This window comes from Serratia sarumanii (assembly GCF_029962605.1).
In the GTDB taxonomy this organism is placed as follows: domain Bacteria; phylum Pseudomonadota; class Gammaproteobacteria; order Enterobacterales; family Enterobacteriaceae; genus Serratia; species Serratia sarumanii.
Window position 1 is genome coordinate 2,381,951 of record NZ_CP124750.1, and the last position, 25,372, is coordinate 2,407,322.

Consider the following 25,372-nt stretch of genomic DNA (forward strand, 5'->3'; position numbering starts at 1 on the left):
TGCGTAAAAGGACCTTACGATGACCGAAGCGGCTCGCGTCGGCGATACCATCGGGCATTCCCATGCCCTGGCCGGCATGATTGCCGGCACGATTGTCGGCGGCCTGATCGCCGCCGCAGGCGCGGTGGCGGCGGGTGCGCTGTTCGTCGCCGGCCTGGCGGCTTCCTGTATCGGCGTCGGCGTGCTGCTCATCGGCGCCAGTCTGGCGGTGGGGTATCTCACCGGGGAGGCGGCCACCGCGGCGCGCGACGGCATTGCCGACGCCGGCGCCGGTAGCCTGACCCCCAAAGGCAATATCGTCACCGGCTCCCCCAACGTCTTCATCAACGGCAAACCCGCCGCGCTCGCCACCAACAGCCAGGTGGCCTGCAGCGACGACGGCCCGAGCATGCAGATGGCGCAGGGCTCCGACAAGGTCAGCATCAACGGCCAGCCCGCCTCGCGCGTGGGGGACAAAACCAACTGCGACGCGCAGGTGATGGAAGGTTCGCCCAACGTGTTTATCGGCGGCGGCACCGTCACCACCTTGCCGATCAAGCCCGAAGTGCCGGATTGGCTGTACAAGGTCTCTGACCTGACGCTGCTGTTCGCCGGCCTGGTGGGCGGCGTGGGCGGCGCCGCCGGCAAGCTGGGGGCGCTGGGCAAACTGCTGGGCAAGCTGCCCGGCATCAACAAACTGGCGCGCATCGCCTGCCGCGCCGGCACCCTGATGACCGCCACCGCCGCCGTCGGCATTATCGCCCGGCCGGTGGATATCGTCAGCGGCCAGAAATTCCTCGACGGCGAAGACGATCTCGATTTCGTGCTGCCTTCGCGCCTGCCGGTCGCCTGGCAGCGCTATTGGCGCAGCGGCAACCCCGGCGACGGCGTACTGGGCCGCGGCTGGAACCTGTTCTGGGAGAGCAGCCTGCAGCCGTATCAGGACGGCCTGGTGTGGCGCGCCCCTTCCGGAGACTTCGTCGCTTTCCCGCAGGTGCCGCGCGGCCACAAAACCTACTGCGAAGCCGAAAAATGCTGGCTGATGCACAACGACGACGGCAGCTGGCAGCTGTTTGACGTCGGCGAACAGATTTTCCACTACCCGCCGCTGGCGGGCGATCAGCCGAGCCGGCTCAGCATGATCACCGACGCGATCGGCAACGCCACCTCGCTGTTTTACGACGACGAGGGGCTGCTGAGCGAACTGGTGGACAGCGCCGGGCAGCGCCTGATGTGCCGCTATGCGCAGGGCCGCCTGCGCGAAGTGGCGCTGCAAACCGCCGAAGGCGAACGGACGCTGGCGCGCTACGGCTACGATGAGCAGGGCCAACTGACGACGGTGAGCAACCGCGCCGGTGAGGTAACGCGCCGCTTCGGCTGGCGCGACGGCCTGATGATCAGCCACCAGGACGCCTCCGGGCTGCTGAACGAATACCAATGGCAAGAGATCGACGGCGTGCCGCGCGTGACGGCCTACCGCAACAGCGCCGGAGAATCGCTGGAGTTCGGTTATGACTTCGCCGGTGGGCGCCGCAGTGCGGTGCGCGGCGACGGCAAGCGCGCGGAGTGGCGGCTGGATGACGACGACAACGTGGCGCAGTACACCGACTTCGACCAGCGCCGCTACGGTTTTATCTACCAACGCGGCGAACTGTGCAGCGTGCTGCTGCCCGGCGGCGCGCAGCGCCAGAGCGAATGGGATCCTTACGGCCGCCTGCTGTCGGAGACCGATCCGCTCGGCCGCGTGACGCGCTATCAATATTCGCGCAACAGCGGCCGGCTGTTCGCCGTCGCGTACCCGGACGGTAGCAGCGAGGCGCAGCACTGGGATACGCTGGGGCGCCCGACGCGCTATGTCGATGCGCTGGGCAATGCCACGCTGTACCGCTATCCGGATGACGAAGAGAGCCTGCCGGCCGGCGTGATCGACGCGCTGGGCGGGGAAGTGAAGCTGGAGTGGGACGCCCGCGGCCAACTGACGCGCTACACCGACTGTTCCGGCAGCGTGACGGCTTATACCTACGATGCGCTGGGGCAACTGACGGCGCAGACCGATGCCGAAGGCCACCAGACGCGCTACCTATGGGATAACGGCGGGCGCCTGCACACCCTGATCCACCCGGACGGCGGCGAAGAGCGCTTTAACTGGAATGCACACGGCCAACTGGCCGAGCATCAGGACGCGCTGGGCAGCCTGACCCGCTGGCAGTACAACGCCCTGGGGCTGCCGGTCAGAATCACCGATCGCATCAACCGCACCCGGCGCTATCACTACAGCCCGCAGGGCTGGCTGACGCGGCTGGAGAACGGCAACGGCGGCGAATACCGCTTCAGCTACGATGCGGTGGGCCGCGTGCTGGCCGAAGAGCGCCCGGACGACACCCGCCACTATTATCGCTACGGCGCGGCCGGGCTGCTGGAGGAGCACCGCGAGGTCGGCCTGCCGGGCAGCGCGGGCGAGCTGACGCAGCGCGAACAGCGCTTCCGTTTCGACGAGGCGGGGCAGTTGGTCTGGCGCGGCAACGCCAGCGCGGAATGGCATTACCGCTTCGACGCCATGGGGCGGCTGCGCGAGCTGAACCGCCTGCCGACGGTGAGCGGCGCGGCGCTGGGCATCGAGCCGGACAGCGTGCAGATGCGCTATGACGCCGCCGGGCGGCTGCTCGGCGAGCAGGGCGTGAACGGCGAGCTGCAATACCAGTGGGATGCGCTGGCCAACCTGCAGGCGCTGACGCTGCCGCAGGGCGATCGCCTGCAGTGGCTGTATTACGGCTCCGGCCACGCCAGCGCCATCAAATTCAACCAGCAGGTGGTGAGCGAGTTCACCCGCGATCGCCTGCACCGGGAAACCGGCCGCAGCCAGGGCGCGCTGCAGCAGCAGCGGCGTTACGACGCCATGGGCCGCCGCAGCTGGCAGAGCAGCGCCTTCGGCCACGACAAACTGACCCGGCCGGAAGACGGCGTGCTGTGGCGCGCCTATCGCTACACCGGCCGCGGCGAGCTGGCCGGGGTGAGCGACGCGCTGCGCGGCGAAGTGCACTACGGTTACGACGCCGAAGGCCGCCTGCTGCAACACCGCGAACCTAATCAGGGCAAACCGGGGGCGCGGCTGGTGTACGATCTGGCGGATAACCTGCTGGGCGAGCGCAGCCCGCAGAGCGACATTGACGCGCACCTGCCGCTGGCGCCGATCGCCGATAACCGGCTGACGCACTGGCAAAAACTGTTTTACCGTTACGACGCCTGGGGCAACCTGATCAGCCGGCGCAACGGCCTGTATGAACAGCACTACCGCTACGACGCTGACAATCGGCTGGTGCAGGCGCATGGCCGCGGCCCGCAGGGCGAGTTCGAAGCGCAGTACCATTACGATGCGCTGGGCCGCCGCAGCCGCAAGGCGGTGCGCTACAAGGGCAAAACCGAACAGACGACCCGTTTCCTGTGGCAGGGTTACCGGTTGCTGCAGGAGCAGCGCGACGACGGCAGCCGCCGCAGCTGGAGCTACGATCCGGCCAGCCCGTGGAGCCCGCTGGCGGCGCTGGAGCAGGCGGGCGACAGCCGCTCGGCAGATATCTACTGGTATCACACCGATCTGAACAGCGCGCCGCTGGAAGTGACCGACGCGGCGGGCAACCTGTGTTGGTCCGGGCAATACGATACCTTCGGCAAGCTGCAGGGCCAGACGGTGGCCGGCGCGGCGAAGCGGCAGGGCGCGCAGTATCAGCAGCCGCTGCGCTACGCCGGGCAATATCAGGACGACGAAAGCGGCCTGCACTACAACCTGTTCCGCTACTACGAACCCGAGGTGGGGCGTTTCACCACGCAGGATCCGATAGGGTTGGAAGGCGGGCTGAATTTATATGCATACGCGAAAAATCCGCTCATTTGGGTTGACCCGTTAGGCCTTACTAGTTGTAGCATTCAACCTGGTAAAAACTTTAAAGATCACTTTATTCGGCATAAAGGTATACTAGAAGGCTATTTAGGGAAAAAATATCCAAAATGGAAAGTGGATGAAGGTGCTGAGTTCTTGAGAGATGTTGAAAAGTTACGAGATAGCGGGAAACTGGTCCATGTAGGACAAGGGACAATTAAAAAAGGTCAGCCTGTGATGGAGATATATAGAGGCGAAGGGATGACCTATATTTCTAAAAAGCTGTCTGATGGTAGGGAGGAATTTGTAACTCTTATTGAGTCTGGCAAAGGCATGGATCTTGGGATTGTTTTTTCACCATAGGAGTGCATATGAAAGAATTTATTGAGCATGTAACTAGGAGTAGCGTCAGTGATATAATTGTCACGGGTTATATAGATGGGGAAACAGTACCAGTGTTTCATCCGATGTATGACAGAGTTTACTTTATATCAGATGAAACTATATTTGAACTGTATATTGATGATGATGGGATTGTTAATTCACGTTTAGTTGAAAACATCGTTCCATGGTTTGAGGTGGATGAGGATGATAAGTTTTCCATGATGTCAATTTATTCCCAGTCATTTAAAACTGAGCAGGAGGTTAGCATAGTTGGAGTAAATTATAGTGACGATCCGTTCTCAGGGGTTTTCTTAAAATATAAGGCAGGTGACGATGAGCGGCTATTGTCTTTAGAATCAAATAATTTTTTCGGTTTTCTTATTTCATAGTTAAAAGGATTTCGAGATTATTGAATGCTAGTAGTTAATTGAAGCTTTGAGTTTTTTGATAGTGGTATTGAAAATTAGAGGGTTATTGTAAGTAACATGGTGATTGACAGTTATAAATAACTTATTCCATCTGTCGTAGGGGGAGGAAAGAACTGTGGAGTCCGATAAGAATTATTATAAAGGTACATGTGAACTCATTTCTGGCGAAGGGAGGATCTATACCGAGTTTAATGGCGATGCTGCAACAAGACAAATAACTATAATAAATGATTTGTATTATTCATCCTCATCTTTGGAAGATTGGCACGAAGATATAGGTTTTTTACTTTATGATGGTAAGAAAAGTGAGCTTGATCTTTCTGAGTCAAAGTTGATAACTAGTCTTGAGTTTGAAAGTGAATGGAATAAGACGATCACCTCTGATGTTTTGAATGATTATGTCAGTTTTAGCTATGGTGATGCATCTATTCCTTCGTCAAAATCTAAAATGATCATTCATATTGTGAATAACAAGGGTAAGTGGGGAAAAGGCTTTGTTGTTCCTCTATCAAAACGCTATCCAGCAGTAAAGGAAGAATATTTAAAGTGGTTCTCTGAAAAAAAGGATTTTTTTCTCGGGAATGTACAATTCATCTGTGTGAGCGAAAATGAGCGGATATATGTTGCAAATATGTTGGCTCAGGATGGACTAAAGAAAAGTAAAGATGATAATGCTCAGTATGTTTCATATGAAGCACTTAAAGAATGTCTAAGTCTGGTTTCTGATTATGCATTAAAAGAAAGGCTTAGTATACAATTGCCTATGATTGGTGCAGGATTGGGAGGTGGTGATTGGGATGCTATTTTTTCTCTAATCAAAGAGCGCTTAGCAAGAAAGAAAATAAAATGCAACATCGTTAAGTTAAGTTGAATGAGAGTGACATGAACTTCTATACTTTCAATAGCTTTACATTTGGCGATAACTTGATTTGTTTTCCCGATCCGAAATCAAGATTGTCCAGCTTTTTTATTTGGAATGAAGGTGATGGTAATTTCCTATCCTACTCACTGCCAAAAGGGAAAATGCCAAGCGCTTCGAGTAGCGATATTTTTAATTTGCATGACTATTTTCCTGCCAGTCTCGGAATTCCAATCTTTTCAAAAAGAGCTAAGGCTGTATTTGAACGCAAGGTTTCGTCTGAGATGTTATTCTATGAATGTGCGGTAGAAAACGTAACTGAAACAATTTTTCTGTGTAAAGTGAATAATTATTTTCAAATTATTGATGAGGAAGCCTCGACGTTCAGAGAACTTGAAGATGGAAGCAAGCTCATTGATGTGCCTGCTTACAAGTGTGACAGGGAGTTCTTTATTGCTAGGGATAGCATCTATTGTGAAAGAATAATTGTCTCTCAGCAGTTTGTTGACCTATGTAATGAAGAACAGCTAAACATAGGCTTTGAGCGTTGCTAATTGACGTTCCCAAAAGATGCTCACTATCCTCTTATCCCCCAAACTAAATACCCAATGTGCCATCAATCAGGGTGCGGCACTGCCCGCCGATCCAGGGTTCGCCGTCAATAAAGCGCACGCTCACGCGGCCATCTCGATTCAGTTGGGTGCCCTGGCGCACCTGGTAACCCTGTGCGGTCTGGCTGCCGTCGGGAAAGTGGTTGGCCTTCAATAAGCGCGCCAGGCAGGCGTTGGCGCTGCCGGTCACCGGATCTTCAATCAAGGCGCCGCATTCCACCATAAACGCGCGCATTTCGTAATCGGCCGGTTCGGTTGCGGAGCAGGCGCCATAAATCACCACGCCATCCACATTGCAAGACGTTTGCAGGCGTTTAATCGTGGCCTGATCCGGCGTCACCGCCAGGCAGGATTGTGCGTCCGGCAGGCGCACCATCAGCCAGCGAATGCCCATCTCGGCAATCACCGGCAGAGGGCTTGCTGCCATCACCGCGGGCCGTAAAGCGGCCATCAGCCGTTCTGTTTCCTCAGCGGCCATTGGGCGGAACTCAACTTCGGGCGCGGCGAACGCCAATGTGCCTTCCGGCTGGATATCGACCGCCACCAGGCCGACGCCGCATTCCTGCATCACCGTCCCAGGCCGTTTAGGCGTCAAACCGGCTTCCAGCAGGGCGTGGGCGGTGCCCAGCGTCGGGTGGCCGGCGAAGGGCAGCTCTTTTTCGGTGGTGAAAATGCGCACCTTATAATCCGCCGCCGGGTGCGTCGGTTTAAGCACAAAGGTGGTTTCCGAAAGGTTGGTCCAACGGGCCAATGCCAGCATTTGCGCGCTGCTCAGCCCCTCGGCCTCCAGCACCACCGCCACGGGGTTGCCCTGCAGCGGCGTGCGGGTAAACACGTCCACCTGTTTGTAGGCGCGGGGTGTCACATCATCACTTCTGAGCATTGGCCATCATCCGTTATCAACAAAACCTGATGATAACGATATTCGCCAATGGCTTCAAAGGGTTGAGTTTTGTTTCGCGATACCTGGCCGTCGCCATTTTAGCCCCGGCTTGGCGAACATCACCAGGTTGCCCAGTAGGATCAGGCACAGGCCCAGCACGGCGTTGAAGTGCCACTGATAGCCTTCGTAGATCGTTGAGATGGTCAGCGCTACCAGCGGGAACAGCAGGGTGCTGTAAGCCGCCGCGCCGGCGCCGATGCGGCCGAGCAGGCTGAAGTAGGCGGCGAAGGCGATCACCGATCCGAAAATCGCCAGGTACAGCAGGGAGCCGATATAGCGGCTGCTGAATTCGATCTGGAACGATGCGCCCTGCGCCAGGGCGATCAGCGCCATCAGCAGCGCGCCGTAGGTCATGGCGTAAGTGTTGGTGGAAAAGATATCCAGCCCGCGGCGCTGATGGCGCGTGCTGATCATGTTGCCCAGCGAGAAGCCGTAGGTGCCGAGCGCGCTCAGGCCGATGCCTTTGAGCAGCTCCGGCGCCATGCGGGTGGCGGCCAGATCTTGCCAAAACAGCGCCACGATGCCGGTCAAACCCAGCAGCGCCGCCGGCAGCAGGTTGGGGCTGGGGCGCTGGCGGAAAAACAGCAGGCTGTTGAGGGCGTTGAACAGCACCGCCATCGAGAAGATCACCGATTCCAGCCCGCTGCTGATGTAGGCCGCCGCGTGGTAGAAGCAGAAGAAGTTGAAGCCGAACACGCAGCAGCCCTGCAGCACGCAGAACAGATGATCGCGCGGGGCGAGGCGGCGCAGGCGGCGTGTTAGCAACAGCACGGCGAACATCACCGCGGCGGAAATGGCGAAGCGGTAAGCGATCGAGACGGGAATGGCCACCGGGCCTTCCTGTTGCAGGGTGATCGCAATCCAGGTGGTGCCCCAAATCAGCACTACGGTGAGGTACAACAGCGCATTCATTCTATTTGTTACTCCGAAAAAACCGATGGCGCAGTATCCGCTTTGGCGCGCGGCGGCGCTTGCAGCGCTTTGCGCCCAGTTGCATATTCTTGCGCTTTTTTGCCAAAAGCGCGGGGCGGCGGCTGGTATGCGGCGGCGCCACTCTTTACACTGTCTGCATGTCGAACAACGGGGCCGGCGATGTCCAACTATCAGGCGTTTGAAACACTGCGTGAGCACAAGGCGCGGCTGCACGGCAGCGTGCTGCTGGGCACCGGCGTGGAGCTGGCCGCCTGGTCCAACTGCAACGATCGCGTCACGCAGGAAAGCGCCGACCACCATACCCTGAGCCTGTACGTCGCCGACGGCTATGAGTGCTACCAGCAGGTGCCGGGCGGCTGGCGCAACGGCGGCGGGCCGGATCGGTTCTGCATCATGCCGCGCCAATACGCCTCCACCTGGGACGTGCGCAGCGATCTGTCGTTCGTGCACCTGTATTGCACCGACGGGCATCTGCGGCAGCTGGCGGAGCAGACCTGGGATCGCAGCCCGGCGGCGATCAACGTAGAGCCGCGCAGCTTCGGCGAAGATCCGCAGATCACGCTGCTGTATCGCCAGTTTTTGCTCAACTGCGACTGGCGGGACAGCGCCAATCTGCTGGCGCTCAGCAGCGCGTCGAACCTGCTGATGTCGCATCTGATCCAGCGTTACAGTCAGCTGCAGTGGAAGCTGCCGCAGGCGCGCGGCGGCCTGGCGCCTGCGGTGGCCAGGCGGGTGCGGGAATATATCGAAAACCACCTCGATCGGCCTTTGCTGTTGGCGGATCTGGCGGCGCAGGCCGGGTTGAGCGAATACCATTTCGCCCGCATGTTCAAGCACGCCACCGGGCTGGCGCCGCACCAGTTTGTGATGCGCGCCCGGCTGCAGCGGGCGGAACGGCTGCTGCGGCACAGCCAACAGCCGATCACCGAGATCGCGCTGGCGTGCGGCTTCAGTTCCGCCAGCCACTTCAGCAACCGCTTCAAGGCGGCCTATGGATTTGCTCCGCTGCAGGTGCGGCAGGGGCGCTAACCGAAAGGGAGTGCAGCATGGATCAACAGTTTGCCGGGCTGGGCGTGTTGTTTGTCGCCGGATTCGGGCCCATCACGCGTGAGAGCGACGAGAGCCAGGCGTTTTATGTCGAGGCGCTGGGGCTGCCGCTCAAGCCGATGCCGGGCAACGAAACCTATCTGCTGTCGGAGCAAGGCGCGCTGGACGGCGTGAAGCATTTCGCCCTGTGGCCGCTGGCGCAGGCGGCGCAGTCCTGCTTTGGCGACGATCGCTGGCCGGCGGATCTCGCGCTGCCGCAGGCGTGGATCGAGTTCGACGTGGCCGACATGGCGGCCGCCACCCAGGGGCTGGTCGATCGCGGTTATCGGCTGTTGGTCGCCAACCGCGAAGAGCCGTGGGGGCAGAGCGTTACCCGTTTGCTCAGCCCGGAAGGGTTGCTGGTCGGTGTCACCCATACGCCCTGGCTGCGTTAAATGCCACGCCGTTCGCCGCCGCCTTTCGGGGGTGGGCGGCTTAAGAACAAATACGCATTAGCTTAAAGCGATCTGCGCTATAGACCCATCAAATCTCCGAGCAGTTTCCCTTCATGAAAGCAGAAATTCCGTTCATTGCGTAAAAACCAATGGCCAGAACGCGCTATTGCCATGCCATTCCGCGGCGATTTTTCGCCGTCTTTTTTCGCCGCCAGGTGCCTGATAGGAATAGAGATTATTCTTATATTTCTGCCCATTGCCAAGTGATGATAATGATTCTCGTTTTCAACCACGGAAAGGAGAAGGAACGATGAAAACAGTGAAGAGAAGGGGCATCGCGCTGGCGATAGCCCTGACTTTCCCCCTCGCATTACCCGCCGCTACGGCGGCGCAACCCTCCCTGACAAACAGTAAGGCGGCAACGATGACGGAAAAACACGGGCAGTTCATTGCGGTCGGTAAAGTGGTGCAGGTGACCTTCGGCGATTTCGCCTTCAAGCTGGATTTTACCGATGACAAGACCATGACCTTCACCGGTATCGGCGAGGCGTCGCAGGGCATCACCGACACCGTGCAGTACACCGCGGTGGAGATCCGGCCAAAGGTCTATATGGTCTATTGGCATGAGCCGCAGTCCGGCGACAACGTGACGCATATCGAGGACTTTGAGCGCGGCGAGGTGTACACCAACATCGCCGCCAAGGACGGTAGCTTCACCCATCTGAAAGGGCAGCTGAAAATCGTAGGTCACTCAGGAAAATAAGGAGCAGTTATGAAAAAGGCATTGATCACCTGTGCGATCGTCGGCGGCTTGCTGGCGAGTTACCCGGCGCTGTCAACGGATCAGGCGGCGTCTGACAAATCGGCCGGCAAAGGCGGTTATCATCATGCTCAGCAGAAGCTGAAGGTGGTGGAAGATCTGTACGCGGGCTTTTTCAATCGCCACGACATCGGCGTGGCGCAGAAGCTGATTGTGGAAAACTACAAGCAGCATAACCCGTTCGTCGGCGACGGCATCAAGCCGTTCCTGGATTTCTTCAGCCAGACCTTTAAAGACAATCCGCAGTACAGCGCCAAAATATACCGCAGCGCGGTCAACGGCGATTTGGTCTATGTTCACGTCAAATACCAAAATAACCCGCAGGATCGCGGTACCGCCAGCGTGGATATTTACCGGGTGAACGATCAGGGGAAAATCACCGAGCATTGGGACGTCAATCAGGATGTGCCGGAAAAATCGGCCAACGACAATACCATGTTCTGATCCGCAAGGGCCGCTGCGGCGGCCCTCAACACGCCCGCAACACTTTATTTACTTACATAAATACCAAACGATCGCCGCGTCGAGTAGGCTACGGCCGCCTTTGGCAGTGGTGGCACGGTTGATGGGCGTCATTGTCCCGCCACTGCTTGAGGCGTTTCCCCGCATTCCCCGTTATCCCGCGCGTTGGCTCTCCACTTTTTTGAACTGATGGCGCAGCTGCAGCGCATTGCAAAGCACCAACACCGCCGTCACGGCGAACACCCAGCGGAATCCCATCATCGCCGAAATGCCCGACCCCAGCAGCGGGCCAACCACGTTGCCCAAGTACATAAAGGATTGGTTATAGCCGAAGATGCGCCCGGTTACCTGATCTGAGGAATACTTCAGCAGCAGTGCCTGCACCGCCGGCATCAGCGCGCCGTCGGCGAAGCCGAGCAGGAAACGCAGAATGCCCAGCTGCAGCGGCGTATTGACCCAGGCCATCACGGCGAACAGGCCGGTGGTGAACAGCAGCGCGGCGATCAGGATGCGCGCGGTGCCGATGCGATCGCCGAGCCGCCCGAGGCGCGGCGCCGAGATCAGCGCTGCAATGCCGGGCACGGCGGCGATCATGCCGCTGACAAAGGCGATATTGCTGACGTCGCCGGACAGCTCGCGAATGAACAACGTCAGGATCGGGCTGATGGACGAGTTGGCCAGCTGGATCATCAGGGTGCAAACGAACAGGGTGAGGATCAGCGTCGGATAGGGCAGCGAACGGAACACCGCCTTGCCGCTCAGCTGATCCGCTTTTTTCACCGTGATGCGCCGCTCTTTAATCAGGAACAGCGTCACCAGGAAGCTGACGAACATCAGCCCGGCGGTGACGAAAAACACTACCCGCAGCCCCAGATGGTCGGCCATCAGCCCGCCCAGCAGCGGCCCGGCGATCACGCCGGAGATCTGCCCGGTAGAAAGCGTGCCCAGCGCCCAGCCGCTTTTATCGCGCGGCACCTGCGAGGCGACCAGCGCCATGGCGTTGGGAATATAGCCGGACGTCAGCCCCATCAGGGCGCGCAGTGCGAACAGCTGCCAGACGTTGGTGGCCAGCCCCTGCAGCGCGATGACGATCGCCATGCCCAGCGAGGCGCGCAGCAGCATCAGTTTGCGGCCTTTGCGGTCGGCCAGGCTGCCCCACAGCGGCGACACCACCGCCGAGACCAAAAAGGTGCCGCTGAACACCAGCCCGGACCACAGGCTGAGGGATTGGTGATCGCTGACGCCGAGCTGTTCGACGTACAGCGGCAGAAAAGGGAGGATTTGGCTCATCGCCAGCCCGGTGAAGAAACACCCGAGCCAGACCGAGATCAGATTGACTTTCCACGCTTCCATCGGCTTACCGTACCACGTTGAATAAGGAGGGATTTATTGAGCAAAATAATAATAACACTGCAAATTAATCGGCGAGAGGCAATGCGTGAGCAAACGTAACCCTGCCGACGCAGTGTCTTTTTGCTATATATTAATAGCTATATTATCATAGGTAATTGGGTTAAGCCAGAGCCGCGCGATCCGGCGGTGTGAAAGCAGAGATAAACTGAACGCTAGATTGATGCCAATGAAAAAAGATCACCCTGAAGACGTGACGCTGCTGCGCACGCAGTTAATGTCGCTGGTGCGCCGTATGCGGCGCGAATCGCGCAGCGACGAAAAATCCTGGGCCCAGCTGATGCTGTTGGGGGCTATCGATCGCCACGGCGGCGAGGCGACGCCGTCGCTGCTGGCGGAATCGGAGCGCATGCGTTCCTCAAATCTGGCGGCCGCGTTGCGTGAGCTGGAGGCCGATGGGCTGCTGGTGCGCACGCCGGATGCCGAAGACAAACGCCGGGTGCGGGTGCGCCTGACGCCCGCCGGGCTGGGCCTGCTGCAGGAGAGCCGTACCCGGCGCGAGGCGTGGCTGCTGGCGGCGATGGAGAGCTGTTTAACGGAGCGGGAGCAGGCGCTGTTGATTGAGGCGGGGGCCTTGATGGCGCGGCTGGCGGCGGCGCCGTCAACGGAAACGGAATAATCGGCGGGGCGGCCGGTGCGCCGCCCCCGCGGCGAGGTTACGGCATCGGCCAATCGACCGGCATGGTGCTGACCACGTCCACATAGCGATCCCAGGCCGATGACCAGAATTGGGTGAAAGCTTCCAGGGTGAGGTGGATGCCCATCAGGCCCATCACGAACCAGCAGGCGGTAAACAGGCCCAGGCTGCTGAACATGAACGCCATGCCGTTACGGCTGGTTTTACGGCAAACGACGTTTAACTGGCTGGCGAAGAACATCATCACGGCGCTCAGCAACTCCCAGCGCATCATGACTAAACCGGTGGCAATGGTACTCATCGAACTCGATCCTATGTAACAAAAAGCCGCATCCGGCAGGGCGCCGACAGGGAAATGCGGGGGAATATCGGGAATATTGTGATTCAGATCACATTGTAGCATTGGGGCGAACGGCGGCTCAATGGGAAGCGCGGTGAAAAAAACGCCGCCGGTAACATTCCAATATGCTGAAACAGTTATGCCATTTCATTAGCAACCTTTTCATGGGGCGGTGCGCCCGATAACGCTATGCTTGCCGGCTTTTCAGTTCCCTGATTTTGCGGGGAAATGTGACGCAAAAGGTATTGGCACCGCATGGCCCTGTTAAAAGAAACAATTCGCGACCACTCTGCGGAAGAGAGGCTGTTTATCCACCGGGCAGGCGTGGCGCTGGCGCTGGTGGTGGTCTGTTTTGGCGCGCTGATCGTCAACCTCTACCGGCTGCAAATCCGCCAGCACGGCTTTTACCAGACGCGCTCCAACCAGAACGACATCAAAATGCTGCCGATCGCCCCCAGCCGGGGGCTGATCTTCGATCGCAACGGCACGCCTTTAGTGCGAAACGTGACACTGTATCGTATCGAGATCACGCCCAGCAAAATCAGCGACATGGCGGCACTGCTGCAGGCGCTGACGCCGATCGTCGACCTGACGCCGGAGGACATCAGCGCGTTTCGCGACGACATGCACCACAACAGCCGCTACAAACCGGTGACGCTCAAAGCCGGGCTGAGCGACACCGAGGTGGCGCGCTTTGCCGTCAATCAATACCGTTTCGACGGAGTGACGATCGATACCTATCAACAGCGTGAATATCCTTACGGCGCCCAACTGGCGCACGTGCTGGGCTATGTGTCGAAGATCAACGACAGCGATCTCAAACGCCTGGACAAGGCCGGGCTGAGCGAGAACTATGCCGCCGACCGCAACATCGGCAAACAGGGCATCGAGGCCTATTACGAGGCCGAACTGCACGGCACCACCGGCTATCAGGAGGTGGAGGTGGATAATCACGGTCGCGTGATCCGCCTGCTGAAAGAGCAGCCGCCGAAGGCCGGCAAGAACATCTACCTGACGCTGGATCTGCCGCTGCAGCAGTACATTGAATCGGTGCTGAAGGGGCAGCGCGCCGCGGTGGTGGTGGAAGATCCGCGCGACGGCGGCATCCTGGCGATGGTTTCCAGCCCCAGCTACGATCCCAATCCTTTCGTCAAAGGCATCGGCTATCAGGCCTATAAGGCGCTGCTGACCAACCCGGATTTGCCGCTGATCAACCGCGTCACCCAGGGCTTATACCCGCCGGCGTCGACGGTGAAGCCCTACATGGCCGTTTCGGCGCTGTTCGCCGGCGTGATCACGCCCACCACCACCTTTTTCGGCGCCCCGACCTGGACGCTGCCCGGTACCGAGCGCCGCTACCGCGACTGGCTGAAAACCGGCCACGGCATGCTCAACGTCACCAAAGCGATCGAGGAATCCGCCGACACTTTCTTTTATCAGGTGGCGTATGAGATGGGCATCGATCGTATCCACCACTGGCTGAGCCAGTTCGGCTACGGCCAGTCCACCGGCATCGATCTGAACGAAGAGTACCGCGGCGTGCTGCCGAGCCGCGACTGGAAGCTGAAGGTGCACAAAAAAGGCTGGTATCAGGGGGATACGGTTTCGGTGGGCATCGGCCAGGGGTATTGGGTGGCGACGCCGATCCAGATGGTGAAAGCGCTGACCACGCTGATCAACAACGGCCAGGTGAAAACGCCGCACCTGCTGTATTCGCTGCAGCAGGGCAACCGGGTGACGCGCTACCCGCCGCCGGCGAAAACGGCGCAGATCGGCGATCCCCATTCGCCTTACTGGGGCATCGTGCGCAATGGCATGTACGGCATGGCCAATCTGCCGAACGGCACCGGGTACAAGCTGTTCCACACCGCGCCGTATCAGATCGCCGCCAAATCCGGCACTTCGCAGGTATTCAGCCTGAAGCAAAACCAGACCTACAACGCCAAAATGATCCCGGTGCGGCTGCGCGATCACATCTTCTATACGCTGTTCGCGCCTTACAAAAACCCACGGGTGGCGATGGCTCTGATCCTGGAAAACGGCGGCGGCGACGGCGTGGTGGCGGGGCCGACCGCGCGCGCCATCCTCGACCATATTTTTGACCCGGCCAACGCGCCGCAGCCCGGCGATGCGGGGCAAAGTAAACCGCAGTTAAACGACAGTGCCGATGTGCAACGGTGAGGCGGTTTGTTTTTACTTTCTTACAAACTGCAATCTCCTGACCATTTCCGGCAAGGTAGACTGAAATAACACCATAAACCGAATAAAAACGCAGGGTTAACACAACAGTGGCGCCATCGACCAAAAAAAGCGGTAAAACCTATTCCACAGTTCGTTTCGGCTGGATTTGCGCCGGTATGCTGGTCTGTTTTTTTCTGTTGGCGTTCAGGGTCGGTTACCTGCAGCTGCTGGAGCACCAGCAGCTGGCGGATCAGGCCGACCAGCGTTCGATCCGCACCCAGGTGGTGCCGACCAACCGCGCCATGATCACCGATCGCAACGATGAGGCGCTGGCGGTCAGCGTGTCGTCCAAAGACATCGTGCTGGATCCGAAGCATATTCTCGATTCCCAGACCGACACCGGCAACGAGCGCTGGCAGAGCATGGCCAACGTGCTGAAGATCCCGCTGGCGGACGTGCAGCATCTGATCCAGAGCAACGCGCACAAGCGTTTCGTCTATCTGGCGCGCAAGGTGGAGGACGACAACGCTGCCTACATCAGCAAACTGCACCTGACCGGCGTCAGCACCGAGCAGGATTTCAGCCGCTTTTATCCGATGGGCCAGGACGCCGCCGGGCTGATCGGCATCGTCGGCCAGGACAACCAGGGGCTGGAGGGCATCGAGCTGGGCTTCAACCCGCTGTTGCAGGGCAAAAACGGCCTGCGGGTCTATCAGAAGGACGGCAGCGGCGCGGTGATCGGCGTGCTTAAAAGCGTGGATCCGGTGCCGCCGCCGAACGTGACGCTCAGCATCGACAAATTTATCCAGTACGTGCTCTATGCGCAGATCCGCGACGGCGTGGTGGCCAACCAGGCCGACTCCGGCTGTGCGGTGCTGGTCAAGATCGACACCGGCGAGATCCTCGGCATGGCCAGCTACCCGTCGTTCAACCCCAACAACTATGCCGGCACCCCGGCGAAAGACATTCGCAACGTGTGCAGCAGCGACAGCTTCGAGCCGGGCTCGACGGTGAAACCGGTGGTGGTGATGGTGGGGCTGGAGCATAAGCTGATCCGGCCGGATACGGTGCTGGACACCACGCCGTATCGGGTGAACGGTCACCTGATCAAAGACGTCGGCCACTGGTCGAAGCTGACCATCACCGGCGTGCTGCAAAAATCGAGCGACATCGCGGTATCGCACATTGCGCTGGCGCTGCCGGCCACGGTGCTGCCGGCGGTCTACCGCAGCTTTGGCCTGGGGCGGCCGACCGAGCTCGGCATCGGCAACGAGAGCAGTGGTTATCTGCCGCAGCATCGTGAACGCTGGGCCGATATCGAACGCGCTACCTTCTCCTTCGGCTATGGGCTGCGCGTGACGCCGCTGCAGATGGCGCGCGAGTACGCTGCGATCGGTTCCTTCGGCATTTATCGGCCGCTGTCGATCACCAAGGTGACGCCGCCGGTGATGGGGCAACGCATTTTGCCGGCGGATACGGTACGCTCCGTGGTGCATATGATGGAGAGCGACGCCTTGCCGGGCGGCAGCGGGGTGAGCGCCGCGGTGCCGGGCTACCGGCTGGCGATCAAAACCGGTACCGCCGAGAAAATGGGCCCGAGCGGCAAATACGACGGCGGCTACATCAACTACACCGCCGGCGTGGCGCCGGCCAGCGATCCGCAGGTGGCGCTGGTGGTGATGGTCAACAACCCGAAAGCCGGCAAGCACTTCGGCGGTTCGGTGGCCGGGCCGGTGTTCGGCAAGATCATGGCCCAGGTGCTGGAGCACATGAATATTCTGCCGGACGCCCAGCCGCTTAACGTGGTGTCGTCGGTCAAGGGGTAACCGAGGGCGAGCGAGATTCCAGCAGGCGCTTCAGCGCCTGCAGATCGGCGTTCACCAGCCCGGCGTCGCGGGCGAACAGCGCGTCGACCATGCCCGGCTGGCGGCAATGCTTCAGTGTAGATCCCGCCGCGTTCAGAAGTAGTAACCGATGTTTACGTTGGTGCGAAAATACCATTTATTGCTGCCGGAGGATTGGGTGCCGGTCCAGCCGGTGGCGTTTTCCACGCCGCCCCACGGGTTGGCGTTCTGCGCCCAGGTCAGATCCACCCACAGCATCACCGGCATGGCGAACACCTGAACCCCCAGCGTGTTCATTTTGGAATCTGAGCCGCCGTGCCTGTCTTTCCATAGCACGCTGTAGTCGTTGTAGAACCGCAGCTTTTTCACCGGCCCCCAGGGCACGTCGACGTCGCGCGCCAGGTTGATGGCGGCGGTGGTGGCCTGCGACGGGATCAGATAGGCCGGCGTCAGGCCGTTGCCCCCCATCAGGATCACCGAATTGTTGGCCCCGGCCGGGCCTTTGGCGTCGTAACCGTAGCGGATCACCTGGCCGGACAGATGCCAGGGATCGTAATTCACCAGCGTATGTAAACCCGCCGCCCAGAAGCTGCCGTTATCGCCGGTCGCCTGGTTATAGAGCCGCGAGGCCGCCAGCGAACCGCCGAGCTCATTGTCCCAGCCGCCCTGATGGAAAGCGCGCGTCAGCCGCAGGTTTACCTGATCGCGTTTTTCGTTGCGCTGCAGGTGCTGTGACGCATAGTTGGTGTTTTTCAGATCGTCGTAGCTGGCGACGTCGGGGGCGTAACGCACGCCGGTCGGCATCATGCGCGGGTAGTAGGCGGCGTCGAAGGCCCAATCGTCATGTTGATATTGGTATTTGGCGCCCAGCCCGGTGTTGACGCCAAAGCCGAGGTAAAACGGAATGCCGTACGACCAGCCGAACTGCGGGTAGGGCATCAGGCCGAACGGTTTGAACGGCGCGCCAAGCTGCACGGCGGAACGTTCAGACAGGTGGTAACCGACATAGGCGCGGTCGATGGCGTATTTGCGCCGATCCTGAAACCAGAATCCGCTATCGAAAAACGCGTCGTTTATCTGGCCGGCGGCATCGATGCGAAAGGCGTCAAAGCGTAAATGCGGCGGATTCCGATAATTGCTGCTGTGCCAGTCTTCATAGCGATAATTGGCACGCAGCGCGCCGCCGATATCAATATTCTTTTTATTATCCTCGCTTTGCCAATGAATATGCGGCAATGCCGGACGGCTTTTTTTTACCGGTGCCGCGGTGGCGGCAGCGTCGTTGGGCAATGCGACGGTGGCCGCATAACTCACTGGTGAAACAAGCAAAAAACAAAGCGTGATCGTGCGCATGCCTGGCCCCTGATGAAAGTAGACTGTTTATTAAGGCGAGCGAGTTTCACCTGTGAACAGGGCATTTACGCTCATTGGTTTTATATTTGAGACGATTTTATTGTGCGTTTCATATATTAAATTCAGCGTCGGTTAATATATGAAACTTTGTTTCTTGTTTAATGGAAAAACTATAAATCCGGTATTAAACAAGTCAAGAAATAAAAATGAGAGTTGACGGGCAATACCGATTATTGGGCGCCTTGGCCTGCGGGGGCGACGCAAAGCAGGCTGAAATATTAGTGTCATCAATGCCCGTTAGACTCGCGGCATCCTGGTATTACTGACTAAAAATCATGAACATAAAACTGACGCTGGGCCGCAGGGTAAAATCTGCGGCAGCGCTGCCGCGCGCGTTTGGCTTCGGCAAGAGCATGGGCCTATTAAGCGGCGTAATTTGCGTTATCGCGCTATTTTCTCTGCTGCAATTGTTTTCCACCGTATTTATTTCCAATATTTTGCGCGACGCCAAGGTTAACCTGGTGACGGGCGACGCCTTGCATCGCCAGCAGGCGACGATGGATCGCGCCAGGCTGTCGCTACTGACGGCCAGCGACACCCTGAACCGTGCGGGCATCTATTATCTGCAGGACAAAGCCACCGGCTCCGACGGCAGCTGGCACAGCCTGCTGGATGAGTCGTTGGCGGCGCTGCAGGCTTCAGAGCAGGCCTTTGCCCGGTTCGAGCGCTTGAGCGCGGATGCGCCGGAAGCGCCGGGCGCCCTGCAAGACAGCTATCGCCTGTTCTATGACGGCCTGAAAGAGCAGGCGCAAGGATTGCAGGGCAACAGCATCGATGCGTTTTTCGCCGTGCCGATCCAGGCGTTTCAGGCGGATTTCAACGAGAAGTATCTCGCTTACCAGGCGCTGAATGAACGGCGTGGCGATGACGTCAACGTGCGGCAGTTGGCGGCGCTGGAGCAGGCCAGAACCTTTGCGCTCGGCGCGTTGGCCGCGCTGGCGCTGATCGCCGTGGGCGTTTGGTTCGGCGTCTCTCGCTGGGTGATCGCACCGCTGCGGCAGGCGATCGCGCACCTCAACGTACTGGCCGCCGGCGATCTTTCGCGGCCGCTGCCGCCTGGGCGCGCGTTCAACCGTGAGATGCGTCAGCTGCAGACCAGCATTGGCCATATGCAGGGCGGCCTGCAGCGCCTGGTGAGCGAGGTGCGCGATGCGGCGGGCGGGATCCTGAACGGCGTCGGGCGGCTGGCGGACGGCAATCGACAGTTGACGGCGCAGTCGGCGAAGCAGGACGGCGAATTGCAGTTGGCGACCGAGCACGTGCGGCAACTGGCGGCGCGGGTGGAAGAAAACGGCCAATATGCGCAGCAGGCCAGCCAACGAACCGAACAGGCCCGGCAGTGCGCGGGCGCCGGTGAGCGGATGATGCAAACCGTCAATGTTTCGATGCAAGGGATCGTCAACCAATCGGCCGAGATGCGCGGCATCGTCGCGCTGATCGACAGCGTGGCGTTCCAGACCAATATTCTGGCGCTGAATGCGGCGATCGAGGCCGCGCACGCCGGGGGGCACGGCCGCGGCTTTGCCATCGTGGCCAAAGAGGTGGGCCTGTTGGCGCAAAAGAGCAGCCATTCGACGCGCGATATTCAGCAGTTGATCAACCGTTCGCTGCAGCAAATCGATCAAGGCTCGCAGGCGGTGGATCTACTGACGGGCAACCTGCGCCAGATTATCGATCTGGTGAACAAATGCAGTGCGCTGATGGGGGACATTTCCCTGGCGTCGCTCAATCAGGGGGAGAGCATTCAGGACGTGACGGCGCGCATCGCGGCGCTGAATCAGGTAGCGCGGCAAACCGGCACGGTGGTGAACGCGGTGACCGAGGCTTCGCAGCGGTTACAGGGCGAGTCGGAACGGTTAGAAAAAGCGATGGCGCGCTTCAGGCTGCCGGCGCAATAAATAACCACGCCGCAGATTAATGAATAATAAAGCTGCGTTTAACGTTATTTATTATTTTCCCTCACTGAGGGAATTTATCTCGATAAAAAAAACAGGCCGGCGCTTATGGGTTAAAAAAGCGCCGGCCTGCAGAGATTATTTTAACCGGATGATTAACGGCCGGTCTGGTGGCCGATAATGCCGCCCAGCGCTGCGCCGCCCAGGGTGCCCAGCGTACTGCCGTCGGTCAGCACAGCGCCGCCGACGGCGCCCACGCCCGCGCCGATCGCCGTGTTGCGATCGCGCTTGGACATATGCCCGCATGCGGTAACGGAAAGCGTTGCCATGACCACCACCAACACACCTGCGGCACGTTTAATATTCATAATGAGTTCCTGGTAAATTGGCTGATTAATGGATTAAAAATAATCCGATTAACCTGCCGGTAGAAGTTGAGATGAATGTATTCCTCCGTAAGAAAATCGAACAGGTAAAAATTCTTAATTTTGCGGCGCTGAAAAGTAATTGCTCGCCGAATGCGCGGCCGCCGGCAAAACCGCTGGTCTATACTGGGAAGACGCCTCGCGGCGGGGCGCACACTCTGGAGGCCGCCATGTCCGATCTCGTTTCCGCATCCGGCAAACCGGTGAAAATCCCCGGCCCTGATCACCCGATCACCTTGACCCGCCATCCGACGCGGGTCGTGGTGCGTGCCGGCGGTCAGACCCTGGCCGACAGCCGCCATGCGCTCATTCTGCAGGAAGCCAGCTATCCGCCGGTGTTTTACTTTCCGCGTGAGGACGTGAATATGGCGCTGTTGCAGAAAAACGAGCACGTCAGCTACTGCCCTTATAAGGGCGACTGCAGTTATTTCTCCCTGGCGCTTAACGGCGAGCAGGAGGCCAATGTGGCCTGGAGCTATGAAATGCCCTACAACGCCGTGGTGGCGATCAAGGATCATCTGGCATTTTATTCCGACAAAGTGGCGGAAATCCGTGCCGAAGCCTGAGCCCCGCCGCATCCGGGCGTGGGCAGGTTGACATTCTTCTTATCCCTACTCATTATGTGTATTATCGGAAATTGATACGTTTTCCTTATGTTTTAATCCGACATAAACGAAACTCTGAGCAGGTGCCAAGGTGTCTACCTCTACGCGATTTGCCGTTGCCATCCATATTCTGACCAATATCACGCTGTGCCGTGGCCAGACGGTGCGTTCCGAAGATATCGCGCGCAGCGTCAACACCAACCCGACGGTGGTGCGGCGCATCCTCGGCGCGCTGGCGGAGGCCGGGCTGACCTATTCACAGATGGGGCAAGGCGGCGGGGCGCTGCTGGCGCGGCCGGCGGAAGCGATCTCGTTGCTGGACGTGTATCGCGCGGTGGAAGATCAACCGTATTTCATGCTGCACCGTACCCGGCCTAACGATGCGTGCTATATCGGCCACGCCATTACCCCGGTGCTGGAGCAAGAGTTTGCGCGCGTCGGTCTCGCGCTGGAAGCCAGCCTGGCGCAAACCAGCATCGCCGAAATGGCCGGGCAGGTCGAGCGGCGCGCAGGCTATCCTTTTGTCCCTTGTTCGCCGCAATATCAAGCGGATACGCAATAAAAACCCGTGCCAATTCCTTCTTCGCGCAGAGCATTTTTTGCATTGCGTTAATGTAATTGTGTAAGTTACATTAGCTCGCATCAAGTGTGATGTAGCTCACGTTTTAGACTGCCTCCCCACGATACTCAACCGATTGGCCGGAAACCTTTTCTTCCGGCACAGATTCGCTGTGCTTATAAACCAGGAGAGAACGATGTTAGAAATGATTGAAAGCTTGGCCACCGTGGTGGTCCTGGTGCCGGTAATGGTGGCCGTTTTGCTCGGCGCGATTTACGGCCTGGGTGAAGTGTTCAACGTCTTTTCCGCTATTGGCCGCAAAAACGGCTGATGGCACGCCAGGGGGCGCTCAGCCCCCGGCTCTTTTATCTCCTTTCCTCTCTAAGATTGCGCTGTGGCGTCAATCATCGCCATCACCTGCCGAAACATCGCGCTTTCCGCATCGGCCAGTTCGTTGACCAGCGTAAAGTGATTGCAGTGGCGATCGGCCAGCAGCTGGACGTCGAGGCCGCGCGCCAGGCAGGCGTGATAATAGGCCTGCGTCTGGTTTTTGAAGGCTTGGGTTTCCCGCTGGCCGACGTCGAGCAATATCTGCGGCGCATGTTCTTTCGCCGGCAGCAAAAACAGCGGGCTGAGGGCTTGCGCCTGTTCGGGCGTCAGGTGCAGCCAGTCGTTGATATAGATATCGCACAGCGGCCGCAGATCGTAGAGGCCGCTCAGCGCCAGCGCGCCTTTGATCGCGTCGGGCGGCAGGCGATAGCGTGGTTGCCAGCCGTCGGCGATCAGCATGCCGCACAGATGGCCGCCGGCCGAACTGCCGCTGACGAAAATGCGCGCCGGATCGATGCCGAAGGGCGCCCCGTGATGATAGAGCCAGGCGACGGCGCTGCGCACCTCGTGCACGATCTCCGCCAGCGTCGCTTCCGGCGCCAGCGTGTATTCCAGCGTGGCGACCGCCACGCCGCGGCGGGCAAACGCGGCGGCCATCGAACAGGCTTCCTCTTTGCGCTGCGAATGCCAGTAGCCGCCATGAATAAAGATCAGCAGCGGGGCGGGCTGCGTGCAGGCCGGGAACAGATCGAGGCGCTCTGCGGCGCTCATGCCGTAGCGCAGATCGTAAATGCCCGGCGTCTGCGCCCTGGCGCGCTGGGCCAGCGCGGCGTATTCCGCCATGCAGGCGTCAAAATCTTCCACCGAAGCGCGGGCGTTGTATTGCACGGCGCGCGCGCTCAGGTCTGTAAACGTCAGATCGATGCTCATCACCTCTCCTGATTGTTATGCGTTATGCCCTCATCGTCGTCCCGCAGGCGAAAAGATGTTTGATCTTCGGTGCGCATCATTGCGGCTTCTCTGATGCTGTTTTCTGCTGTATATTGCTGTTTTATGCTTTTTACTGCGGAATAAACCCATGCACAAAGCGGCACGACAGCGCCATTTACTGGATTTGCTCAGCGAACGCGGGCAGGCGGCGGTGGCGGAATTGGCTGGCGCCATCGGCGTTTCGGTCGATACCGTGCGCCGCGATCTGGCCGATCTCGAGCGGCAAGGGTTGGCGCAGAAACATCACGGCGGGGCGATCGCGCTCGAACCGTCCGGCATGCCGCGCCAGGCGCGCGCGGCGCTGTTGCCGCAGGTCAAGCAGCGGCTCGGCCGCGCGGTGGCCGCGCAGATCCCGCCCGGCAGCACCCTGATGTTGGATGCGGGCAGCACGCTGCTGGCGGTGGCACAGGCGCTGCGCGGGCCGGCTACGGTGATCACCGCTTCGCTGGATATCGCGCAGTGCCTGAGCGACAGGCCGGAGATCAACCTGATTCTGCTCGGCGGCCAGTGGGATGCGCGCCAGCGGCTGTTCGCCGGCAGCGCCACCCTGGCGTTGCTGGAACGCTACCGCGCGGATATCGCCTTGCTGGGCGCCTGCGCGGTGCATGCGCAGCTGGGGCTGAGCGCCGGCGAGGAGGCCGATGCAGAGGTCAAACGCGCCATGCTGGCCAACAGCGGCGAGCGCTGGCTGGTGGCCGACCATATGAAGCTGGATCGCTGCGAACCGCATCACGTTGCGGATCTGGCGCAGATCCAACGGCTGTTTACCGATCGCCCGTGGGACAAACTGGACGAACAGTCACTGATTGAACTTTGTGTCGTCGCCGACGACCGCTAGAGGAGAACACTGATGAACGATACCGCTCGACCGTTGCAGGTGGCGCTGATTGGCTACGGCTTTGTCGGCAAGGCGTTTCACGCGCCGCTGATTAACGCGGTGCCGGGGCTGGAACTGAGCGTGGTGGCTTCGCGCGATGCCGCCAAGGTGCATGCCGATCTGCCGCACGCGCAGGTGATAGCCGATCCGCTGGAGGCCATCCGCCGGCCGGAGGTGGATTTGGTGGTGATCGCGTCGCCGAATGACACCCATGCGCCGCTGGCGCTGGCCGCGCTGGAGGCGGGCAAGCACGTGGTGGTGGATAAGCCCTTTACGCTGGACTTGGCGCAGGCGCGCACGCTGATTGCGGCGGCGGAAAAACACGAACGCCTGCTGTCGGTGTTCCAGAACCGCCGCTGGGACAGCGACTACCTAGGGGTGAAGCAGGTGATCGAACAGGGGCTGATCGGCAAGGTGACGCACTTTGAGTCGCACATCGATCGTTACCGCCCCGAAGTGCGGGTGCGCTGGCGTGAGCAGAACCTGCCGGGCAGCGGGCTGTGGTTTGATCTGGGGCCGCACATGGTCGATCAGGCGCTGCAGCTGTTCGGTTTGCCGCACAGCGTGCAGGCCAACATCGCAACGCTGCGCCCCAACGCGCAGGTTAACGACTGGGCCCACGTGGTGCTCAACTACCCGACGCACCGCGTGATCCTGCACGGCAGCATGCTGGTGGCGGGCGGCGTGTCGCGCTTTACCGTGCACGGCGAGAAAGGCAGCGTGGTCAAAACGCGCGCCGACGGGCAGGAGAGCCAACTGCTGGCCGGCGTGACGCCGGGCTCGGCGGAGTGGGGCAAAGACGACGACGCGATGAGCCTGTTTATCGGCACGGAGTCGGTGCGCACGCTGCCGACGCCGGATGGCGATCAGCGCCAGTATTACTTCCAGGTACGCGACGCCCTGCGCGGCGCCGGCAGCAATCCGGTTACCGCTGCGCAGGCGCTGGCGGTGATGGCGGTGCTGGAGGCGGCCACCCTGGCGGCGGAAACCGGCGTTACCCAAACCCTGCCGCTCACCGAGGCGGAGATCGCCGCCTGGTAACGGCTCGCGTCAGATAAGGCGTCAGACGCATGGATACAGTGCATACCGTGC

Annotated in this window: 25 protein-coding genes; 17 read left to right on the forward strand and 8 right to left on the reverse strand. The window is 59.6% G+C overall.

Translation table 11 applies throughout. From position 1 onward, the window contains the following. The first annotated feature begins 19 nt into the window (after positions 1–19). The 4 genes from SSARUM_RS11390 to SSARUM_RS11405 all read left to right on the forward strand — a co-directional run bounded on the left by SSARUM_RS11390 (position 20) and on the right by SSARUM_RS11405 (position 6,078). Complete coding sequence (locus tag SSARUM_RS11390; protein WP_223181987.1) at positions 20–4,216, forward strand: RHS repeat-associated core domain-containing protein; 4,197 nt, start codon at positions 20–22, stop codon at positions 4,214–4,216. An 8-nt stretch (positions 4,217–4,224) separates the two neighbouring features. Beyond that, positions 4,225–4,626, forward strand: a complete 402-nt coding sequence (locus SSARUM_RS11395; RefSeq protein WP_039566212.1) for a hypothetical protein — start codon at positions 4,225–4,227, stop codon at positions 4,624–4,626. A 154-nt stretch (positions 4,627–4,780) separates the two neighbouring features. Further along, positions 4,781–5,536, forward strand: a complete 756-nt coding sequence (locus SSARUM_RS11400) for a macro domain-containing protein (protein ID WP_079656494.1) — start codon at positions 4,781–4,783, stop codon at positions 5,534–5,536. Between the two features lie 11 nt (positions 5,537–5,547). Further along, positions 5,548–6,078: an imm11 family protein gene (locus tag SSARUM_RS11405; RefSeq protein ID WP_039566211.1), complete on the forward strand. Its 531-nt coding sequence runs from the start codon at positions 5,548–5,550 to the stop codon at positions 6,076–6,078. Between the two features lie 43 nt (positions 6,079–6,121). Here the strand turns inward: SSARUM_RS11405 and SSARUM_RS11410 are convergent, their stop codons facing one another. Beyond that, on the reverse strand, positions 6,122–7,018 hold the full coding sequence (locus tag SSARUM_RS11410; protein WP_060430044.1) for a PhzF family phenazine biosynthesis protein: 897 nt from the start codon (positions 7,016–7,018) through the stop codon (positions 6,122–6,124). 54 nt (positions 7,019–7,072) lie between these two features. Then, positions 7,073–7,990, reverse strand: a complete 918-nt coding sequence (locus tag SSARUM_RS11415) for a DMT family transporter (protein ID WP_060430046.1) — start codon at positions 7,988–7,990, stop codon at positions 7,073–7,075. A gap of 180 nt (positions 7,991–8,170) precedes the next feature. On the opposite strand from SSARUM_RS11415, the gene SSARUM_RS11420 reads away from it, so the two are divergent. The 4 genes from SSARUM_RS11420 to SSARUM_RS11435 all read left to right on the forward strand — a co-directional run bounded on the left by SSARUM_RS11420 (position 8,171) and on the right by SSARUM_RS11435 (position 10,756). Then, positions 8,171–9,040 carry a helix-turn-helix domain-containing protein gene (locus tag SSARUM_RS11420; protein ID WP_033634491.1) on the forward strand — a complete coding sequence of 290 codons (870 nt, stop codon included), beginning with the start codon at positions 8,171–8,173 and terminating at the stop codon, positions 9,038–9,040. Between the two features lie 17 nt (positions 9,041–9,057). Then, positions 9,058–9,492, forward strand: coding sequence for a VOC family protein (locus tag SSARUM_RS11425; protein ID WP_060430048.1), 435 nt, complete (start codon positions 9,058–9,060; stop codon positions 9,490–9,492). A gap of 424 nt (positions 9,493–9,916) precedes the next feature. After that, positions 9,917–10,255, forward strand: coding sequence for a MoaF-related domain-containing protein (locus SSARUM_RS11430; RefSeq protein ID WP_033634493.1), 339 nt, complete (start codon positions 9,917–9,919; stop codon positions 10,253–10,255). A 9-nt stretch (positions 10,256–10,264) separates the two neighbouring features. After that, positions 10,265–10,756, forward strand: coding sequence for a nuclear transport factor 2 family protein (locus SSARUM_RS11435; protein ID WP_033648272.1), 492 nt, complete (start codon positions 10,265–10,267; stop codon positions 10,754–10,756). A 171-nt stretch (positions 10,757–10,927) separates the two neighbouring features. On the opposite strand, the gene SSARUM_RS11440 is transcribed toward SSARUM_RS11435, so the two are convergent. Next, entirely contained in the window at positions 10,928–12,127 is a 1,200-nt protein-coding gene (locus SSARUM_RS11440; RefSeq protein WP_039566203.1) for a multidrug efflux MFS transporter, read from the reverse strand. 226 nt (positions 12,128–12,353) lie between these two features. Between SSARUM_RS11440 and SSARUM_RS11445 the strand changes: the two genes are divergently transcribed. Further along, positions 12,354–12,803 (forward strand): MarR family winged helix-turn-helix transcriptional regulator, encoded by a 450-nt coding sequence (locus SSARUM_RS11445; protein ID WP_039566201.1) that lies wholly within the window; start codon positions 12,354–12,356, stop codon positions 12,801–12,803. A gap of 37 nt (positions 12,804–12,840) precedes the next feature. Here SSARUM_RS11445 and SSARUM_RS11450 read toward each other — a convergent pair whose 3' ends face one another. After that, positions 12,841–13,122, reverse strand: coding sequence for a YjcB family protein (locus SSARUM_RS11450; RefSeq protein WP_033634498.1), 282 nt, complete (start codon positions 13,120–13,122; stop codon positions 12,841–12,843). Positions 13,123–13,416: 294 nt separating this feature from the next. Here SSARUM_RS11450 and mrdA point away from each other — a divergent pair, with 294 nt between their 5' ends. Together mrdA and SSARUM_RS11460 are read left to right on the forward strand one after the other, a co-directional pair. Beyond that, positions 13,417–15,342: a penicillin-binding protein 2 gene (gene mrdA / locus SSARUM_RS11455; protein WP_060425743.1), complete on the forward strand. Its 1,926-nt coding sequence runs from the start codon at positions 13,417–13,419 to the stop codon at positions 15,340–15,342. A gap of 107 nt (positions 15,343–15,449) precedes the next feature. Further along, a complete protein-coding gene (locus tag SSARUM_RS11460) occupies positions 15,450–17,168 on the forward strand; it encodes a penicillin-binding transpeptidase domain-containing protein (protein ID WP_033634500.1) in 1,719 nt (572 codons plus the stop codon). Here SSARUM_RS11460 and SSARUM_RS11465 read toward each other — a convergent pair. After that, positions 17,158–17,343, reverse strand: coding sequence for a hypothetical protein (locus tag SSARUM_RS11465; protein WP_071883812.1), 186 nt, complete (start codon positions 17,341–17,343; stop codon positions 17,158–17,160). The genes SSARUM_RS11460 and SSARUM_RS11465 overlap by 11 nt on opposite strands. Next, complete coding sequence (locus tag SSARUM_RS11470) at positions 17,301–18,539, reverse strand: hypothetical protein (protein WP_033648275.1); 1,239 nt, start codon at positions 18,537–18,539, stop codon at positions 17,301–17,303. Before SSARUM_RS11470 ends, SSARUM_RS11465 begins: the two co-directional genes overlap by 43 nt. A gap of 413 nt (positions 18,540–18,952) precedes the next feature. On the opposite strand from SSARUM_RS11470, the gene SSARUM_RS11475 reads away from it, so the two are divergent. Continuing rightward, positions 18,953–20,497 (forward strand): methyl-accepting chemotaxis protein, encoded by a 1,545-nt coding sequence (locus SSARUM_RS11475; protein WP_170310553.1) that lies wholly within the window; start codon positions 18,953–18,955, stop codon positions 20,495–20,497. Between the two features lie 152 nt (positions 20,498–20,649). Here the strand turns inward: SSARUM_RS11475 and osmB are convergent, their stop codons facing one another. Further along, positions 20,650–20,862 (reverse strand): osmotically-inducible lipoprotein OsmB, encoded by a 213-nt coding sequence (osmB, locus tag SSARUM_RS11480; protein WP_033648276.1) that lies wholly within the window; start codon positions 20,860–20,862, stop codon positions 20,650–20,652. Positions 20,863–21,089: 227 nt separating this feature from the next. On the opposite strand from osmB, the gene SSARUM_RS11485 reads away from it, so the two are divergent. The 3 genes from SSARUM_RS11485 (at position 21,090) to SSARUM_RS11495 (ending at position 22,414) form a co-directional block, all read left to right on the forward strand. Continuing rightward, entirely contained in the window at positions 21,090–21,485 is a 396-nt protein-coding gene (locus SSARUM_RS11485; RefSeq protein WP_033648277.1) for a DUF427 domain-containing protein, read from the forward strand. A 130-nt stretch (positions 21,486–21,615) separates the two neighbouring features. After that, positions 21,616–22,086, forward strand: coding sequence for an Rrf2 family transcriptional regulator (locus SSARUM_RS11490; protein WP_033648278.1), 471 nt, complete (start codon positions 21,616–21,618; stop codon positions 22,084–22,086). Between the two features lie 193 nt (positions 22,087–22,279). Continuing rightward, positions 22,280–22,414 carry an AcrZ family multidrug efflux pump-associated protein gene (locus SSARUM_RS11495; protein ID WP_033643027.1) on the forward strand — a complete coding sequence of 45 codons (135 nt, stop codon included), beginning with the start codon at positions 22,280–22,282 and terminating at the stop codon, positions 22,412–22,414. A gap of 50 nt (positions 22,415–22,464) precedes the next feature. Here the strand turns inward: SSARUM_RS11495 and SSARUM_RS11500 are convergent, their stop codons facing one another. Then, positions 22,465–23,343: an alpha/beta hydrolase gene (locus tag SSARUM_RS11500; RefSeq protein ID WP_033648279.1), complete on the reverse strand. Its 879-nt coding sequence runs from the start codon at positions 23,341–23,343 to the stop codon at positions 22,465–22,467. Positions 23,344–23,491: 148 nt separating this feature from the next. Here SSARUM_RS11500 and SSARUM_RS11505 point away from each other — a divergent pair, with 148 nt between their 5' ends. Then, positions 23,492–24,241, forward strand: coding sequence for a DeoR/GlpR family DNA-binding transcription regulator (locus SSARUM_RS11505; RefSeq protein ID WP_039566192.1), 750 nt, complete (start codon positions 23,492–23,494; stop codon positions 24,239–24,241). 12 nt (positions 24,242–24,253) lie between these two features. After that, entirely contained in the window at positions 24,254–25,321 is a 1,068-nt protein-coding gene (locus SSARUM_RS11510) for an oxidoreductase (RefSeq protein ID WP_039566191.1), read from the forward strand. Positions 25,322–25,372: the final 51 nt, after the last annotated feature.

Bases quoted from the DNA above. Each gene is read 5' to 3' on its own strand.
- SSARUM_RS11390 (WP_223181987.1), top strand. From the start codon at position 20: ATGACCGAAGCGGCTCGCGTCGGCGATACCATCGGGCATTCCCATGCC.
- SSARUM_RS11395 (WP_039566212.1), top strand. From the start codon at position 4,225: ATGAAAGAATTTATTGAGCATGTAACTAGGAGTAGCGTCAGTGATATA.
- SSARUM_RS11405 (WP_039566211.1), top strand. From the start codon at position 5,548: ATGAACTTCTATACTTTCAATAGCTTTACATTTGGCGATAACTTGATT.
- SSARUM_RS11410 (WP_060430044.1), bottom strand. From the start codon at position 7,018: ATGCTCAGAAGTGATGATGTGACACCCCGCGCCTACAAACAGGTGGAC.
- SSARUM_RS11415 (WP_060430046.1), bottom strand. From the start codon at position 7,990: ATGAATGCGCTGTTGTACCTCACCGTAGTGCTGATTTGGGGCACCACC.
- SSARUM_RS11420 (WP_033634491.1), top strand. From the start codon at position 8,171: ATGTCCAACTATCAGGCGTTTGAAACACTGCGTGAGCACAAGGCGCGG.
- SSARUM_RS11425 (WP_060430048.1), top strand. From the start codon at position 9,058: ATGGATCAACAGTTTGCCGGGCTGGGCGTGTTGTTTGTCGCCGGATTC.
- SSARUM_RS11430 (WP_033634493.1), top strand. From the start codon at position 9,917: ATGACGGAAAAACACGGGCAGTTCATTGCGGTCGGTAAAGTGGTGCAG.
- SSARUM_RS11435 (WP_033648272.1), top strand. From the start codon at position 10,265: ATGAAAAAGGCATTGATCACCTGTGCGATCGTCGGCGGCTTGCTGGCG.
- SSARUM_RS11440 (WP_039566203.1), bottom strand. From the start codon at position 12,127: ATGGAAGCGTGGAAAGTCAATCTGATCTCGGTCTGGCTCGGGTGTTTC.
- SSARUM_RS11445 (WP_039566201.1), top strand. From the start codon at position 12,354: ATGAAAAAAGATCACCCTGAAGACGTGACGCTGCTGCGCACGCAGTTA.
- SSARUM_RS11450 (WP_033634498.1), bottom strand. From the start codon at position 13,122: ATGAGTACCATTGCCACCGGTTTAGTCATGATGCGCTGGGAGTTGCTG.
- mrdA (WP_060425743.1), top strand. From the start codon at position 13,417: ATGGCCCTGTTAAAAGAAACAATTCGCGACCACTCTGCGGAAGAGAGG.
- SSARUM_RS11465 (WP_071883812.1), bottom strand. From the start codon at position 17,343: ATGGTATTTTCGCACCAACGTAAACATCGGTTACTACTTCTGAACGCG.
- SSARUM_RS11470 (WP_033648275.1), bottom strand. From the start codon at position 18,539: ATGCGCACGATCACGCTTTGTTTTTTGCTTGTTTCACCAGTGAGTTAT.
- SSARUM_RS11475 (WP_170310553.1), top strand. From the start codon at position 18,953: ATGGGCCTATTAAGCGGCGTAATTTGCGTTATCGCGCTATTTTCTCTG.
- osmB (WP_033648276.1), bottom strand. From the start codon at position 20,862: ATGAATATTAAACGTGCCGCAGGTGTGTTGGTGGTGGTCATGGCAACG.
- SSARUM_RS11485 (WP_033648277.1), top strand. From the start codon at position 21,090: ATGTCCGATCTCGTTTCCGCATCCGGCAAACCGGTGAAAATCCCCGGC.
- SSARUM_RS11495 (WP_033643027.1), top strand. From the start codon at position 22,280: ATGTTAGAAATGATTGAAAGCTTGGCCACCGTGGTGGTCCTGGTGCCG.
- SSARUM_RS11500 (WP_033648279.1), bottom strand. From the start codon at position 23,343: ATGAGCATCGATCTGACGTTTACAGACCTGAGCGCGCGCGCCGTGCAA.
- SSARUM_RS11505 (WP_039566192.1), top strand. From the start codon at position 23,492: ATGCACAAAGCGGCACGACAGCGCCATTTACTGGATTTGCTCAGCGAA.
- SSARUM_RS11510 (WP_039566191.1), top strand. From the start codon at position 24,254: ATGAACGATACCGCTCGACCGTTGCAGGTGGCGCTGATTGGCTACGGC.